This is a genomic window from Mycobacterium sp. 4D054, from assembly GCF_052245755.1.
In the GTDB taxonomy this organism is placed as follows: Bacteria; Actinomycetota; Actinomycetes; order Mycobacteriales; family Mycobacteriaceae; genus Mycobacterium.
Map to the genome: position 1 here is coordinate 111804 of NZ_JBQQCF010000011.1, position 13412 is coordinate 125215.

Genomic DNA, 13412 nt, shown 5'->3' on the forward strand with positions numbered 1-13412 from the left:
GATACAGTGCGCCCATGACCGATCCCGCAGACGTGCAGCCGCTCGACGAGATCGATCGCGTGCTGGCCCGCGAGCTGGTCGCCGACGGTCGGGCGACGCTGGCGCATCTGGCGGCGACGGCGGGGTTGTCGGTGTCGGCAGTGCAGTCGAGGGTGCGGCGACTGGAGTCGCGGGGGATCGTCACCGGATACACGGCGCGCATCGACCCGGAGGCCGTCGGCAGCAAGCTGTCGGCGTTCGTCGCCATCACCCCTCTCGATCCCTCTCAACCCGATGATGCACCCGCACGGCTGGAGCACATCCCCGAAATCGAGGCGTGTTACTCGGTGGCCGGCGAAGACAACTATCTGCTGCTGGTTCACGTCGAGTCGGCACGGGCCCTGGAAGGCCTGCTGCAGAAGATCCGCACCGCAGCCGACGTGAAGACGCGCAGCACGGTCATCTTACAGAAATTTTACAGTGGTAGGCGCTACATACCGGACTAATTACTGGCAATGGCGCGGTGAGGGCCAAAATGCACGGCTGCGCCCGGTCGGCCCCGTCACGACGCAGGGCTGCCGCCTGCCTTCTTCACGGCTGACTTCCTGGCGGGCGGATTCTTCGCAGGTGTCTTCTGTGCACCGGTCGTCATCGTGACCGCGGCCTTCTTGCCGGTCGTCTTCGTGACCGCGGTGTTCTTCGCCGATGCCTTCCTGGCCGGTGTCTTTTTGGCGGTCGTCTTCGTGACCGCGGCCTTCTTGGCGGGTGCCGCCTTTTCCGCCGCTGTCTTCCTCGCGACCGCCCCGCTCTGTGCGGCCTGCTCGTCGTCCACCATGGCGGCGACGCGGTCGCGCACTGCGCCGGTGGCCCGGCTGAGCAGTCCCGGGGCGGTCGCCGACAACAGCGTGGCGACCGCCGTGGCCGACAACGCCTGACCCCAGCCGAGCGGGCCCACCGGCGTGCAGCCGAAGGCCTGGCTGACCACTGGGACACTGACGATTCCCGCCAGCGTCATGAACGAGCCCAGCGCGGTCACCACTACCAGCGGGCTGCGCGAGTCGACCAGAGTCTGGGCCAGCTGCGTCGATACGAGCCCGATCAGCGCGACGGTCGACGCGCGCTGGGGGGTGCCCGTCACGCGCGCCATCATCCAGGCCGCGCCTGCGCCGGCCGTCGTGGCCGCACCGCGCACGCCGATGGCCCGCCACATCGCCGCCTCGTCCAGGTCGACCTGTCCCGTCGTGTCGGTCTGCCGGCTCACCGCCAGCGCCGCGGCCGGCAGTGCGTCGGTCAGCATGTTGACCAGCAGCATCTGTCGGGCGTTGAGCGCCGATCGCCCGGTCAGCAGGCTGGTCAGGAGCGCGAACGCGATCTCACCGGTGTTGCCACCCAGCAGCAGTGACACCGCCGACTGCACGCGGCGCCACAGCTGCTTACCTTCATCGAGGGCCGGCAGCAGGGCCTCGATCCGGCCGTCCAGCAGCACCACGTCCGCGGCGGTGCGCGCCGGATCGCTGCCGCGGGCGGCCACGCCGACCCCGACGCTGGCCGCCCGGATGGCTGCGGCGTCGTTGGCGCCGTCGCCGACCATGGCCGTCACCATGCCGATGCGCTCCAGCGTCTGCACCACGTCGATCTTGTGCTCGGGCGACATGCGGGCGTACACGAGTCGCGAGCAGACCGCGTCGGCGCGTTCGTCCGCGGACAGATGCTCCCATTCGGTGCCGGTCATCACCTGTTCGGCGGTGACGTCGAGGCCGAGCTCGCCGGCGATCACCATCGCGGTCACCGGATGGTCGCCGGTGATCAGACGGACCCCGATACCCCGGTCGGTGAGCCCCTCAAGGACCTGGCGGGCGCTGGCCCGGGGGGTGTCGGCCAGGCCGAGCAAGCCGATGGGCGTCAGCTCCGAACGGCACAACGCCTCGAACGCGGCGGCGTCGGCGGCCGCGGCGGCGGCCTGCTCCGGGGTGAGCTGACGCTCGGCCACAGCGATCACCCGCAGTCCCTTGGCGGCCATGTCGTCGATGGCGGCCACCACCGGACCGTTGGCCCGGGTCAGCGCCGACGCGAGTACCTCCGGTGCACCCTTGATGGTCAGGCGATGGCCGACGATCGCGGCCGCAAACGGCCGGCCGGCCTGGAACGGCAGGAACGCGTCGCGCTTGATCGCGGTGGTGTCCGCGGCGTTCTCCTCGCCGTGGACGGCGCGGCGGATCGCGTCGTCGGTGGCGTGGTGGGCACGGTGACCGGGCTGGACGAAGATCGTGCTCAGGGCCGAGTCGAGCACCTGGTCCTCGGTGAAGCCGTCGACCGGGGACACGGCCTTGACCCTCAGCCGGTTCTCGCTGAGCGTGCCGGTCTTGTCGAAGCACACCACCTGCAGGCGGGCCAGCGCCTCGATCGACTGCGCGTTGCGCACCAGCACCGACTCGCCGGTGAGCCGACGGGCCGAGGCCAGTTGCGCCAGCGTGGCCACCAGCGGAAGTCCTTCGGGGACGGCGGCCACCGCCAGCGCGACCGCACTGCTGACGGCCTCGCGCAGCGGGGTGCCGCGGGCCACGCTGAGCAACCCGACCAGAGTGCCGCCGCCCATGCTGAACGGCAAGGCGCGCTTGGTGACCCGGCTCAGTTGGCGCTGCAGGCCGATCTCCCGGGATTTCTCGGGAGCCATCGCCAGCGCGCGGCGCATCTCGGTGCGGGACCCCACCGCGGTAACGACCGCGACCGCGGTGCCGGCCACCAGCGTGCTGCCCGCGTAGAGCATGCAGGCCCGCTCGGCCAGTGCAGCTCCTGGCGTGGGATCGGTCTGTTTGGGCACCGGCAGCGACTCGCCGGTCAGCGTCGACTCGTCGACCTCGACGTTGGTGGCCTCGATCAGCCGCGCATCGGCGGGGACCACCTCGTCGGCGTGGACCTCGATGATGTCGCCGGGTCGCAGGCGGCGCGCCGACACCTTCTCGTGGCCGTGCTGATCGAGCGGACCGGTCCGCCGGCGGGCCAGCGGCTCCTCGACGGCCATGAGCCGCCGCAGGATCCGCTCGGCGTGCAGCTGCTGTTCGGCCGACAGCGCGGCGTTGGCCAGCAGCACGCCCCCGACCAGCGCGGCATCCAGCGGGGAGCCGAGCAGGGCGCTGGCCACCGCCCCGGTGGCCAGCAGCGGCGTGATGGGATCGGAGAGGTCCGTCCGCATCTCGCCGACGAAATCGCGGGTCAGGTGCCATGCCCAGGAGCCGGCACGCGCGAGCACGCGTAACGCGAGGAGGTCGGCCAAACCTGTTGTCTCATCGGGTATTTCGTCGGGTGGACGGGGCAACAGTCGCTGCACCTCGTCGGCCGGCATGGCGTGCCAGTCGTGCGCGACCTCCGGTTCGGGCGGCGGGTCGTTGAACACTTTGCTTCCCGCGGTGAACCCCGACCACAGCGCGCCCACCACGCCGACGTTCACCGATTCCGGACCGCTGCCCGGCACGCTCGGTATCAACATCAGCGCGCCGAGCGTGGTGGCCGATACCGATAACCGGATACCGCGGGCGGTGACGGCGCGCGCGGTCGGTAGCGAGTGCAGGATGCGCCAGACCGACAGCAGGTCCGGCACGAACACGTCGGCGCCCCACGGCGGCCGCCAGTCGGGACGTTCCAGCCCGATCGTCAGGTCGGCGTCCTGGTTCATCGCCATGTCCGGCGTGGTGATCAGCGCGACGGTGGCGCCGTCGGCTTTCAGTTCGGCGAGCGCCGAGGCCAGCGCCTCGTCGATCGAACCGTCGACGGGATAGAGCCGATCGAAACCTTGGGCCAGCGAGCGCAGCCCGTCGTCGGCGACCGACACCACCCGCGGTTTGGTGCGCCGCGCCTCGGTGACCACGGCGCTGGCGAGGGGGTCGCGCACCGGGCTCACCAGCGCCTTGCCCGCCCGCCCCGCTCCCGGGATGGTGGACAGCTTGTGCCAGCCGGCCGCCAGGCCGTCGGTGTCCAGTGCCGTCCGGACCGCCTCCCAGGCCGGGGCTCGCCCCGAATTCGCCACTCCGACAACGCGAGTCACGGTGAGCTTGTCGGTATAGAGCACGCGGGGGTCGATGACGATCGCGTTGAGCCGGTCCAGGTGCCTCAGCGCTCGCGGGCGGACGACGACGACGTCGTGCCGGCCGGTCAGTCCGCGGGTCATCGCGCAGCCGAACGCTTCACGCGCCGCTCGCGACGGCTTGGCGGCGGTCACCAACGCGGCAGTGCCTGCGATCGTGGGGTTTCCGGTGACCGCCCCGATGAGCGTCGCGGCGGCCATGCCGGCCTCGCCGATCCGCTCGGAGTAGCGCTCGCCGGGGCCGTAGTTCCACTCCAGGGTGCCGCGATCGGGGAAGCCGCCGTCGGGGGGATAAGCAGCCAGTCGGGGCTCGTGGCGGCGCCACGCGAGGCGGGCATCCCACGCCTCGGCGGCAAGCAAGGCGCGCGTCGCGGCGTCGGCGGCCGCGGACGCCGGTGAGGCGGTCAGTGCGGACGTCGCGGCTTCCATCAGGCTCAACAGCAGGTCGGTGCTGTCGCGCCCGAGCCGGTGTTCGAGCTGGCGGCGCAGCTGAGGAACGTTGGCGGCCATGGTCGGAACCACCGACAGCAGCTCCGACACTTTCGGCCCGTGCAGCGCCCTGCCGGTCACGGACAGGCCGAAGCCGACGGCGGCGGCCACCGCGCCGATGGTCCGTGCCGCCAGCAGCGCGTCGTCGCCGGGCAGGGTGAGGGGTCGGTGCCGCTCACCGCAGGGTGCGGTGCGGACGCGACGTTCGGCGGCGAGCACCACCTCGGCCAGGTCTTCGGCGGGTCCTTCCGGCTCGGTGGTGACGATGACGCGCGCCACCGACCGGTTGATTTCGGCGTGCTTGACCCCGTCGACGGCGGTCACGGCGGCGAGCACCTCGGCGGCGATCGCGTCGGCGTCGGGACCGCTCAGACCGCAGACCTCGATCCAGTGGTGCGAGTTCAGCCGGCTGGTGCGTTTGACGGGGTGGCCGCCCAGCGCCTCGGTCGTGATCGCGACGGCGGTCTGCAGCGCCGCCGGCGCGCCGGCCGCCGCGTCCTGGACCGCCTCGGCTGCGGCGTGGGCGGTCGATGCTGCGCCTGTCGCGGCATCGGTGACCACGCCGGCGATGGCGCGTCCGGCGCCGAGAGCGGCATCGCCGGCCAAAAGTGCTGTCCCGGCGGCGATTTGGGCCAGCTTGAGTGAAGATCCGAGCAGATTCATGACGGTCGGCCTGTCGTCTCGCGCGGCATCGATGCGCTTCGTGCCTGCGCGGACTGAGCCACCTCGACCACCACCGTAAGACCAGTTTCGCTCGCGACCATCGGCCGATCCGGGCCGCGCTTCGAGTCGCCGCACGCATCGTCGCGCCGGATGCCCGATTTTAGGCCCGGAAAACACGCAGCGCCTGCCGACACGAGCGGACTGGCCGCTGCAACTTCGATGAAATTCGCCCTAGAAGGCATCAGTGCCGTAAAAAATGCGTTAAAGTGGATCCATGACCGCTACTTTTCCGTCGATCAGCGCTGCAGTCCGGTCAGGGGCCGCCGCCATCGCACCTGCCGACGTGCACGCGGTGCTGGCGCGCAGCATTCTGGCCGACGGACTGGACCTGGTCCTCGATCTCGACGGTTCGAACGGTTCTCACCTGGTCGACGCCCGCACCGGCCGCGGCTATCTCGACATGTTCACGTTCTTCGCGTCCTCGGCGCTGGGCATGAACCATCCGGGGCTCGCCGGCGACGACGATTTCCGCGACGAACTCGCCGCCGCCGCACTGAACAAGCCCAGCAACTCCGATGTCTACAGCGTGCCGATGGCGCGTTTCGTCGACACGTTCGCCCGTGTGCTGGGTGACCCGCAGCTGCCGCATCTGTTCTTCGTCGACGGCGGCGCGCTCGCCGTCGAGAACGCGCTCAAGGTCGCGTTCGACTGGAAGAGCCGCCACAACGAGGCGCACGGCCGCAGCGCCGAACTCGGCACCAAGGTGCTGCATCTGACGGGCGCCTTCCACGGGCGCAGCGGTTACACGATGTCGCTGACCAACACCGACCCGAACAAGGTGGCGCGGTTCCCGAAGTTCGACTGGCCGCGCATCGAGGCCCCGTACCTGCGGCCAGGTGCCGACATGGACTCGGTGGAAGCCGAATCCCTGCGGCAGGCCCGCGCGGCCTTCGAGGCTCACCCGCACGACATCGCCTGTTTCATCGCCGAACCGATCCAGGGAGAGGGCGGCGACCGCCACTTCCGGCCGCAGTTTTTCGCCGCCATGCGGGAGCTGTGCGACGAGTTCGACGCGCTGCTGATTTTCGACGAGGTGCAGACCGGGTGCGGGATCACCGGAACCGCTTGGGCCTACCAGCAATTGGGTGTTCAACCCGATGTGGTCGCGTTCGGCAAGAAGACCCAGGTGTGCGGCATCATGGCGGGCGGCCGCGCACACGGGCAGCAGTTCAGGACCAGGGTGGACGAGGTACCCGCCAACGTCTTCCACACCAGCTCCCGGATCAATTCGACGTGGGGCGGCAACCTGGTCGACATGGTGCGCGCCCGCCGGATCCTGGAGGTCATCGAGGTCGACGGCTTGTTCGAGCGTGCCGCCGACAGCGGACGCCATCTACTCGGCCGGCTCGACGGGTTGGCACTCGAATTTCCCGGGCTGGTGCGCGACGTGCGTGGCCGCGGGTTGATGTGCGCGTTCAGCGTGCCGAGCCCGGCGCAGCGCGACGCGCTGATCGCCGGACTCTGGGAGTGCGGGGTGATCATGCTCGGCTCCGGCGCGGACAGCGTGCGGTTCCGGCCGGCGTTGACGGTGTCGACGGCCGAGCTCGACTCGGCGGTCGACGCGGTGCGCGCGGTGCTCAGGTCGATGTGAGCCGGCGGATCGTCGACCGCAGCCGCGGCAGGTCCGCCCCGCCCACCAGCTCGCAGCCGTGAAGTTCGGCGAGTTTGCGTGCCGCAGGCGTGAATTGGTGGTTCGTGACGACCATGGTCTGCGTGCAGTCCTGCATGGGCGCCCCGGCGACCACCTCCTGCACGGCTCCGGCGCCCACGGGTCGTGACTGGCGTTTGCACTGCACGGCCAGCCGGTTCGGCCGATGCCCGACGATGAGGTCGACGCCCCAGTCGCCGGTCAGCGGCGTCATGATCACGGGCACGCCGCAGCTGCGCGCGATCCGTGCGATGTAGTCCTCGAACTCGGTGCCCGACATGTCCGCGTCGACGGGATGTTCGCGCGCAGTGGGGGTGGCCGCCCCGACGATCACGGCGCGCAGGAAATGCGGTGCGGCGACGGCAACCCCCGGAGCCAGCAATGCCACCGCGGCGCTGAGGCCGAGGTCTGCGCCGGCCAGGTGGGCGGTGGCCCCGGCGGCGACACCGAGGGCCGCACAGAGCTTCCACCTGAGCCTCGTCACGGCCGAATCGTAGGCAGCAGCACCGACAGCTCGCGTTTATCCACGTCGACGCCCGGGAACTCCCCGCAAATCACCGACTGCGCGACCGGGAGAAGACACGATGACGGACCTGTCCCACCACACCCGGGAGTTGCGGCCTGGCGCGAGCTATGCCGAACCGGGTGTGCGCGACGCCGTCCGGGCCGGGTTCGGTTTCGCCGCCGCGGGCGCGACGTTCCTCTTCGTGGCGATGGTGTGGATCGGGACATGCACCGGGTCGCTCGCGGAGGCGGCCGGCTGCGGCGCCCCGCAGCGCACGATGCTCGCGCTGGGCGCGCCGGCCATCCTGCTCGTCGGCGGACTGTGGTCGCTGGTCCGCAGCTTCCGCGTCCGGCACGGGCATGCTCGGTGGGCGTGGCAGGGCGCCGGGTGGTCGCTGCTGGCTTTGATGGTGCTCAGTGCCGTCGTGAGTCTTCCTTCTCTGCCCGGTCGGTAGCACACTGAGGGGGCAGTTCTAAGGAGTCTCCGATGAAGGGTCCCAACGATCCAGTCGACCATGCACGCACCACGCGGACGCACGCGGGTGAGTCGATGAAGGACAACAAGATCATGCCGGGCCTTGTGGTGATCGGTCTCGCCCTCGTCAGTTTCGTCGCGTCGTTGGCGGCCTTCGCCACGTCGCATCACGATTCTGGTCTGGTGCTCGCCGGGATCGCCGGCACCGGCTTCCTGGTCGGAGCCGGCTGGCTGATGTTCGAACATCACCGCGTCCGCCGCCTCGAGGAGCTCTGGTACGCCGAGCATCCCGGCACCACGAGGCAGCGCCCCACCAGCTGAGCATCTGCCGCTATGCGTCGGGCAAGTCCCGCGCGGGTCGGACGGCTTTTGCACCAGCTGTCCGAGGCGCCGTCTTCTGACCAGACAGCACCGCCGAGGTGCCGTGGCGGACGGGGACTGTCGGGGCCCGTGCCGGTCGGCCGGGCCGCAGTCAGGGCGCCTGCGGCAGTATTCGTTCCACCACATCCCGGGGGAGCAGCCCCGCGGGTGCGAAGCGACGGGCCGCCTCCACGAACTGCGGTGCGGTGGCACCGAGGTGCTCGACTATCTCCCGCGCGGCATCCTCCCGTCCGGCTAGGGCCGCGACGACCGCCCGCCAAAGCGCCTGGTCGGGCTCGAGTTCGGGGTCCTGTGGGCGCAGTTCCTCCAGTTGTCGGTCGGCCGTGTCCGGATCCCCGTTCAGCGCTAGCTGGAAGGCGGCGACTACCCGCTGATAGCGCTCCCACTTGGTGGTCAGGCGGTCGAGCTCGGTGACCGGGTCGGTGGAGTCGTCGACGCGCAGGTCCACCACCCGGTCGTGCCAGGGTCGCCCCGTGGTGTGGGCGCGAACCACCATGACCGCGGCCGACCGACGCCCCCGGAAGTCGCCCCCGGCGTCCTCCGCGGCGTGCAAGGCGCGCAGCAGCCGCTGGGTGAGTGGTTCCGGGTGCGACTCGAAAGACTTCCGCATGGCCTCCCACACGTCGGGCGAGACGACCATGTTCGCCAGAGCGGCGCATTCCTCGCCCACAAGGTGGCCAGCCTCAGCGACGCAGCCATCGCCGGTGTAGACGGCCATTTCTCCTGTCACCGCCAGGATGGCGACCTGCCGCCGCTCCGGATGCGGATCGACGCTGCGCAGGGCGGTCAACGACTCCTCGGCGGTGAACCCACTGCGCAGCAGGTCGAGGCCGACGTCGCCGTACATGGGCTCGGCCATCGACTGGGTGGCGATCACACCGTGACCGGGCATGGCGAACGGCACGCTGTTGCCGACGGCGAACGCCTGTGATTGGGTGGCGACGCCCATTTCGCCGGTGTCGGCGTCGCGGCCGATGATTGAGTACGTCACCCGTGTGCACTACCCGGTCCAAGGTGGATTAAACCGCTCCCGGGCCGGCGGTGCTCAAGCCCGCCGGCGTGCGCCTAGGGGGCGCGATCTTCGGCCTTCCTCTTGGTGCTCAACCTGAGGGCGGATGGCGGTTCTCCAGCTCGGCAAGAGCGCGGAATGTCGTTGCGCGGGAACGCAACTGCACGATTTCCTAACCCGAACGGGCTATGATCTGGCGTGGGTCCGCGTGATCGAAGCGCCCGCCAGAGGGGCAAGAGGGGTGCGGCGTGCCACTCCCCGGGCCGACGATTGGCCACCACAGGACCGGACGGACAGCATCACGAAAAAGGGCCGAACGACGCAACGGGCCCAACCGGTCTCCCGGTCGGGCCCGTCGGGGCAACGTCTGGACGTCTACTGGTTGGCTTCCTGGCGCTTCTCGGCGGCTTTGGCGCCGGCGCGGGCCGACTCGGCCTCGGCCTCCTTCTTGGCGACTTCCTGCTGCGCGTCTGCCTTGTCCTGCTGGGCCTTGCCTTCGCGAACCATGTCGTCGCGGCCGGTGACGGTGCCGATGGTTTCCTTGGCCTTGCCCTTCACGTCCTCGACGACGCCCTTGATGCCTTCTTCGGGACCACTGTTCTTCTCAGTCATGGCTGCCTTCCGCTGGATGGATGAGTTGGGGCGGGAGCGCCCCGTCATTGAGCCACCCCCTGGCTTCCCGAAGCCCTCTGGCGCTAAACGAGTGACCGGCGTCTCACGGGACCCTCTCAGCGGCATCTCAGCAACCGCTCTCGCCGGCATGTCAGCAGAGCGTTCTCAGCGCATTCCAGCGAACCGCTCTCAGCGGCAACGGGTTTGCCGGTGACGGCGTCGCGCCACAACCGTAAGAACCCCGCACGACAAAGGGGTTTGGCCTGCACGGACAGTGGGGTATGGAAGCGGCACCATGAGAAGCTCCCCACCGCAGGCCTTACTGCATCATCGGCGCCAGTATCAGGAAGGCGCCGGCATAGATCGCCACGCACGTCAGGATCAGAACCGCCAGGGCGATGCCGGCTGCCACCAGGATCGGGCGCAGCGGGTTGGTGTGCTGATTCATGTTTTCGGGTTACCCGGGACGGGGAGGCTGGTAACGGCCCCGCGGTGCGCCCATGAATAACGGCGACGCAGCCTGGGGTAATCTCGCTGGCAAGTTTCTGGGAGGTCAGATGGCCGATGTTGCGAGCCACATCAATGGACAGGGTCGCGGCGCGCAGTCGGTAGAGCTGCGCGTGAACGCCACCCTGGAAAACCTGGCGGTGCTGCGCACGTTGGTGGCCGCCATCGGCACCTTCGAGGACCTCGATTTCGACGCGGTCGCCGACCTTCGGCTCGCTGTCGACGAGGCCTGTACCCGGCTGATCCGGTCGGCCCTGCCCAACTCGACGCTGTTGGTCGTGGTCGATCCCCAGCCCGACGCACTGGTTGTGCACGCGTCGACGACCTGCGACAACACGGACATCCTCGCGCCGGGCAGCTTCAGCTGGCATGTGCTGAGCTCGCTGACCGACGAGGTCACGACGTTCTCCGACGGCCAGCCCTCCGGTGACAGCGAGGTATTCGGCATCTCCATGACGACGAGGCGAGCGAGTTCGTTGCAGTGACCCGGTCGTCGTCCCAGGGTTCGTCGTCACGGTCGAGCTCTGAATACGCGGACGTTGCCGAGATGTTCCGCGCGCTCGCCGAGCTCGAAGAGGGCTCGAAGACGTTCCTACGGCAGCGTGACCGCATCGTCGAGCGCTGCCTCCCGCTGGCCGACCACATCGCGCGCCGGTTCGACGGCCGCGGTGAGCCGCGTGACGATCTTGTCCAGGTGGCCCGTGTCGGGCTGGTCAACGCCGTGATCCGGTTCGACGTCAACGCCGGCTCAGACTTCGTGTCGTTCGCAGTACCGACCATCATGGGCGAGGTCCGCCGCCATTTCCGCGACAACAGCTGGTCGGTGAAGGTGCCGCGCCGGCTCAAGGAGCTGCATCTGCGGCTGGGCGCCGCGACGGCTGAGCTGTCACAGCGGCTGGGCCGCGCCCCGACGGCCACCGAGCTGGCCGCCGAGCTGGAGATGGACCGTGACGAGGTCATCGAGGGTCTGGTCGCGGGCAGCTCCTACAACACGCTGTCGATCGACAGCGGCGGCAGCGGCAACGAGGACGCCCCCGCGATCGCCGACACGCTCGGCGACGTGGACCTGACGCTGGACCAGATCGAGAACCGCGAGGCGCTGCGACCACTGCTGGCACAGCTGCCGGAGCGCGAGCGCACGGTGCTGGTGCTGCGGTTCTTCGAGTCGATGACGCAGACGCAGATCGCCGAGCGGGTCGGCATCTCACAGATGCACGTCTCGCGGCTGCTCGCGAAGTCGCTAGCGCGGCTCCGCGACCAGCTTGAGTGACTGCGGTGGGTCTTCTCGCACCACGGTAAGCGCGGCGGGAACGTCCTCGCAGATGGGCAGCGCCGAATCCGGGTCGCAGATGCGCAGCACCCGGTTGACCGCGTTGCCGGGCACCAGCACCCACCGGATGTCGCCGCTGACGCACTGCACGTTGAGGGTGTGCAGCGCCGAGAATCCGGCGGTGGAGAAGAACGTCAGTTCGGACAGGTCGACGACCAGCCAGTGTGTCTTGTCGGAGTGACGCAGCGCGTAGTTGACGAATTCGTTGCCGTTGGCGGCGTCGAGTTCACCGTGTCCCGCGACGACGGCGGTGGACGGTTCGGGCCAACTGATTTCGAAGAGCGCCGTATGGCAGACGAAGCTATCGCGGCCCTCATTAGGGGAGTGTTCTGGGACGTGATGCACGATGGCCTCCGATCAGGAGCACGGGTGCGGTGGTTCACGCCAAGGTGGGGCCCTAGTTCTCAAAGCCTCCACGGAGCCTGGGAGCCCCGTGTGGTGACGATGACCTTTTCAAAGGCTGGGAAATCAACCTGCTTTGAACCATACGCTCATCCGGTGATCTTGGACCCCGAATATGCCAGCTTTAAGCAAATCCTCAGCAGAACGTCGTCACTGCGTACAGACGATCACGGGCAGGGCATGAACAGTCGATGACGATCACGGGTAGGTCGTAAATAGCTGTGGCACAGAATATTTCGGTTACCGGTGTGGTGCTCGCCGCGGGCGCGGGCACACGCTTCGGGATGCCGAAGGTATTGGCCGACGGTGGCGCCTGGCTGCGGGCGAGCGTCGCCGCGCTGGCCGGCGGCGGCTGCGACGACGTGGTGGTGGTGCTGGGCGCCGCGGTCGTCGAGGTCCCCGCGCCCGCGCGCGCGGTCGTCGCCGAGGATTGGGGCGTCGGATTGAGTGCCTCGGTGCGGGCCGGAGTGCGGGCCGCGGGCACGACGGATTTCGTTGTGCTGACCACCGTCGACACCCCGGGTGTCGGTGCGGAGGCGGTGCGAAGGGTGCTGGCGGCGGCGCAGGAGTCGGGGTTGGCGCGGGCACGCTACGACCGACGACCGGGTCATCCGGTGGCGATCGCGCGCAGGCACTGGCCCGCCCTGCTGGACACGCTGTCCGGTGACGTCGGCGCCGGACCGTTCCTGAACAGCCGCGACGACGCCGTCGCCGTCGACTGTGCCGATCTGGGCAGCGGGCGCGACATCGACACGCGCTAACACACGGTTGGGCCCAGCGTTGACCAGCGCCGGCAGCGTATGTCTCAGCCCAGCATCGCCGCGGCGAACCGCGCCACGGCCTGCGCGCCGGTGCGGGCGGCGTCGTCCTGGCCGGGCCGGGCCCGCGTCGAGATCTCGCGGGTGGACGGGTCCAGGGTCACCTCGGCCAGCAGTTCGCCGGTCGTCGGCTCACACACCGCCCAGGAGTAGAGGGTCTCCGAAGACCATTGTGAGGCAAGGGTTTCCACGTAGTCAGCGCGGCGCTCGCCGAGCTCGGCGAGGGCGGGACGGTCGTCGACGCGGTCATCGGCGCGTAGCGCCCGCAGGTACCAGGCGCCGGCATTGATCTCGACGGGCTCCACCCCGACAGCTTGCCATGGTCCCGAAACGAGGCTCGGCCCCGCTGCCGTGGCAGCGGGGCCGTTCCCACCCCTCGGCTCTCCTGACTGCCTGTGTGCAGCAACCCGACGAACCCACTCTGGGGCAAACCATAACGCCACCGGGGTCACCG

At 69.5% G+C, this 13412-nt stretch carries 14 protein-coding genes; 7 read left to right on the plus strand and 7 right to left on the minus strand.

Translation table 11 applies throughout. From position 1 onward, the window contains the following. The first annotated feature begins 14 nt into the window (after positions 1–14). Positions 15–485: an Lrp/AsnC family transcriptional regulator gene (locus ACTWP6_RS10940; protein WP_443187650.1), complete on the plus strand. Its 471-nt coding sequence runs from the start codon at positions 15–17 to the stop codon at positions 483–485. 56 nt (positions 486–541) lie between these two features. Here the strand turns inward: ACTWP6_RS10940 and ACTWP6_RS10945 are convergent, their stop codons facing one another. Next, a complete protein-coding gene (locus ACTWP6_RS10945; protein ID WP_443187651.1) occupies positions 542–5212 on the minus strand; it encodes an HAD-IC family P-type ATPase in 4671 nt (1556 codons plus the stop codon). Between the two features lie 295 nt (positions 5213–5507). Here ACTWP6_RS10945 and lat point away from each other — a divergent pair, with 295 nt between their 5' ends. Then, the gene (lat, locus tag ACTWP6_RS10950; RefSeq protein ID WP_396885414.1) at positions 5508–6863 is read left to right on the plus strand and encodes an L-lysine 6-transaminase; all 1356 of its coding nucleotides are present in this window, start codon (positions 5508–5510) and stop codon (positions 6861–6863) included. Here the strand turns inward: lat and ACTWP6_RS10955 are convergent. Next, the gene (locus tag ACTWP6_RS10955; RefSeq protein WP_260757637.1) at positions 6850–7404 is read right to left on the minus strand and encodes a restriction endonuclease; all 555 of its coding nucleotides are present in this window, start codon (positions 7402–7404) and stop codon (positions 6850–6852) included. The two genes, lat and ACTWP6_RS10955, sit on opposite strands and share 14 nt — an antisense overlap. Before the next feature lie 100 nt (positions 7405–7504). Between ACTWP6_RS10955 and ACTWP6_RS10960 the strand changes: the two genes are divergently transcribed. Together ACTWP6_RS10960 and usfY are read left to right on the plus strand one after the other, a co-directional pair. Continuing rightward, positions 7505–7879, plus strand: coding sequence for a hypothetical protein (locus tag ACTWP6_RS10960; RefSeq protein WP_260757638.1), 375 nt, complete (start codon positions 7505–7507; stop codon positions 7877–7879). Between the two features lie 32 nt (positions 7880–7911). After that, positions 7912–8220: a protein UsfY gene (usfY, locus tag ACTWP6_RS10965; protein ID WP_260757639.1), complete on the plus strand. Its 309-nt coding sequence runs from the start codon at positions 7912–7914 to the stop codon at positions 8218–8220. A 151-nt stretch (positions 8221–8371) separates the two neighbouring features. On the opposite strand, the gene ACTWP6_RS10970 is transcribed toward usfY, so the two are convergent. The 3 genes from ACTWP6_RS10970 to ACTWP6_RS10980 form a co-directional block, all read right to left on the minus strand. Beyond that, on the minus strand, positions 8372–9271 hold the full coding sequence (locus ACTWP6_RS10970) for a DUF1028 domain-containing protein (protein WP_260757640.1): 900 nt from the start codon (positions 9269–9271) through the stop codon (positions 8372–8374). Positions 9272–9664: 393 nt separating this feature from the next. Then, a complete protein-coding gene (gene mbp1, locus ACTWP6_RS10975) occupies positions 9665–9901 on the minus strand; it encodes a microaggregate-binding protein 1 (RefSeq protein WP_260757641.1) in 237 nt (78 codons plus the stop codon). A 319-nt stretch (positions 9902–10220) separates the two neighbouring features. Beyond that, on the minus strand, positions 10221–10349 hold the full coding sequence (locus tag ACTWP6_RS10980; protein ID WP_443187652.1) for a hypothetical protein: 129 nt from the start codon (positions 10347–10349) through the stop codon (positions 10221–10223). Positions 10350–10458: 109 nt separating this feature from the next. Here ACTWP6_RS10980 and ACTWP6_RS10985 point away from each other — a divergent pair, with 109 nt between their 5' ends. Both ACTWP6_RS10985 and ACTWP6_RS10990 read left to right on the plus strand, forming a co-directional pair. Beyond that, positions 10459–10893 carry an ATP-binding protein gene (locus tag ACTWP6_RS10985; RefSeq protein WP_260757643.1) on the plus strand — a complete coding sequence of 145 codons (435 nt, stop codon included), beginning with the start codon at positions 10459–10461 and terminating at the stop codon, positions 10891–10893. Positions 10894–10955: 62 nt separating this feature from the next. Beyond that, complete coding sequence (locus ACTWP6_RS10990; protein ID WP_443187653.1) at positions 10956–11678, plus strand: RNA polymerase sigma factor SigF; 723 nt, start codon at positions 10956–10958, stop codon at positions 11676–11678. On the opposite strand, the gene ACTWP6_RS10995 is transcribed toward ACTWP6_RS10990, so the two are convergent. Further along, positions 11649–12083, minus strand: a complete 435-nt coding sequence (locus ACTWP6_RS10995; protein ID WP_443187654.1) for an STAS domain-containing protein — start codon at positions 12081–12083, stop codon at positions 11649–11651. The genes ACTWP6_RS10990 and ACTWP6_RS10995 overlap by 30 nt on opposite strands. A gap of 278 nt (positions 12084–12361) precedes the next feature. Between ACTWP6_RS10995 and ACTWP6_RS11000 the strand changes: the two genes are divergently transcribed. Then, entirely contained in the window at positions 12362–12901 is a 540-nt protein-coding gene (locus ACTWP6_RS11000; protein ID WP_443187655.1) for a nucleotidyltransferase family protein, read from the plus strand. Between the two features lie 44 nt (positions 12902–12945). Here ACTWP6_RS11000 and ACTWP6_RS11005 read toward each other — a convergent pair whose 3' ends face one another. Next, complete coding sequence (locus tag ACTWP6_RS11005) at positions 12946–13263, minus strand: hypothetical protein (RefSeq protein ID WP_443187656.1); 318 nt, start codon at positions 13261–13263, stop codon at positions 12946–12948. Positions 13264–13412 lie beyond the last annotated feature (149 nt).

Excerpts from the sequence above, each read along its gene's own strand:
- ACTWP6_RS10990 (WP_443187653.1), top strand. The coding sequence starts at position 10,956 with ATGTTCCGCGCGCTCGCCGAGCTCGAAGAGGGCTCGAAGACGTTCCTA.
- ACTWP6_RS10985 (WP_260757643.1), top strand. The coding sequence starts at position 10,459 with ATGGCCGATGTTGCGAGCCACATCAATGGACAGGGTCGCGGCGCGCAG.
- ACTWP6_RS10960 (WP_260757638.1), top strand. The coding sequence starts at position 7,505 with ATGACGGACCTGTCCCACCACACCCGGGAGTTGCGGCCTGGCGCGAGC.
- ACTWP6_RS10980 (WP_443187652.1), bottom strand. The coding sequence starts at position 10,349 with ATGAATCAGCACACCAACCCGCTGCGCCCGATCCTGGTGGCAGCCGGC.
- mbp1 (WP_260757641.1), bottom strand. The coding sequence starts at position 9,901 with ATGACTGAGAAGAACAGTGGTCCCGAAGAAGGCATCAAGGGCGTCGTC.
- usfY (WP_260757639.1), top strand. The coding sequence starts at position 7,912 with ATGAAGGGTCCCAACGATCCAGTCGACCATGCACGCACCACGCGGACG.
- ACTWP6_RS10940 (WP_443187650.1), top strand. The coding sequence starts at position 15 with ATGACCGATCCCGCAGACGTGCAGCCGCTCGACGAGATCGATCGCGTG.
- ACTWP6_RS10945 (WP_443187651.1), bottom strand. The coding sequence starts at position 5,212 with ATGAATCTGCTCGGATCTTCACTCAAGCTGGCCCAAATCGCCGCCGGG.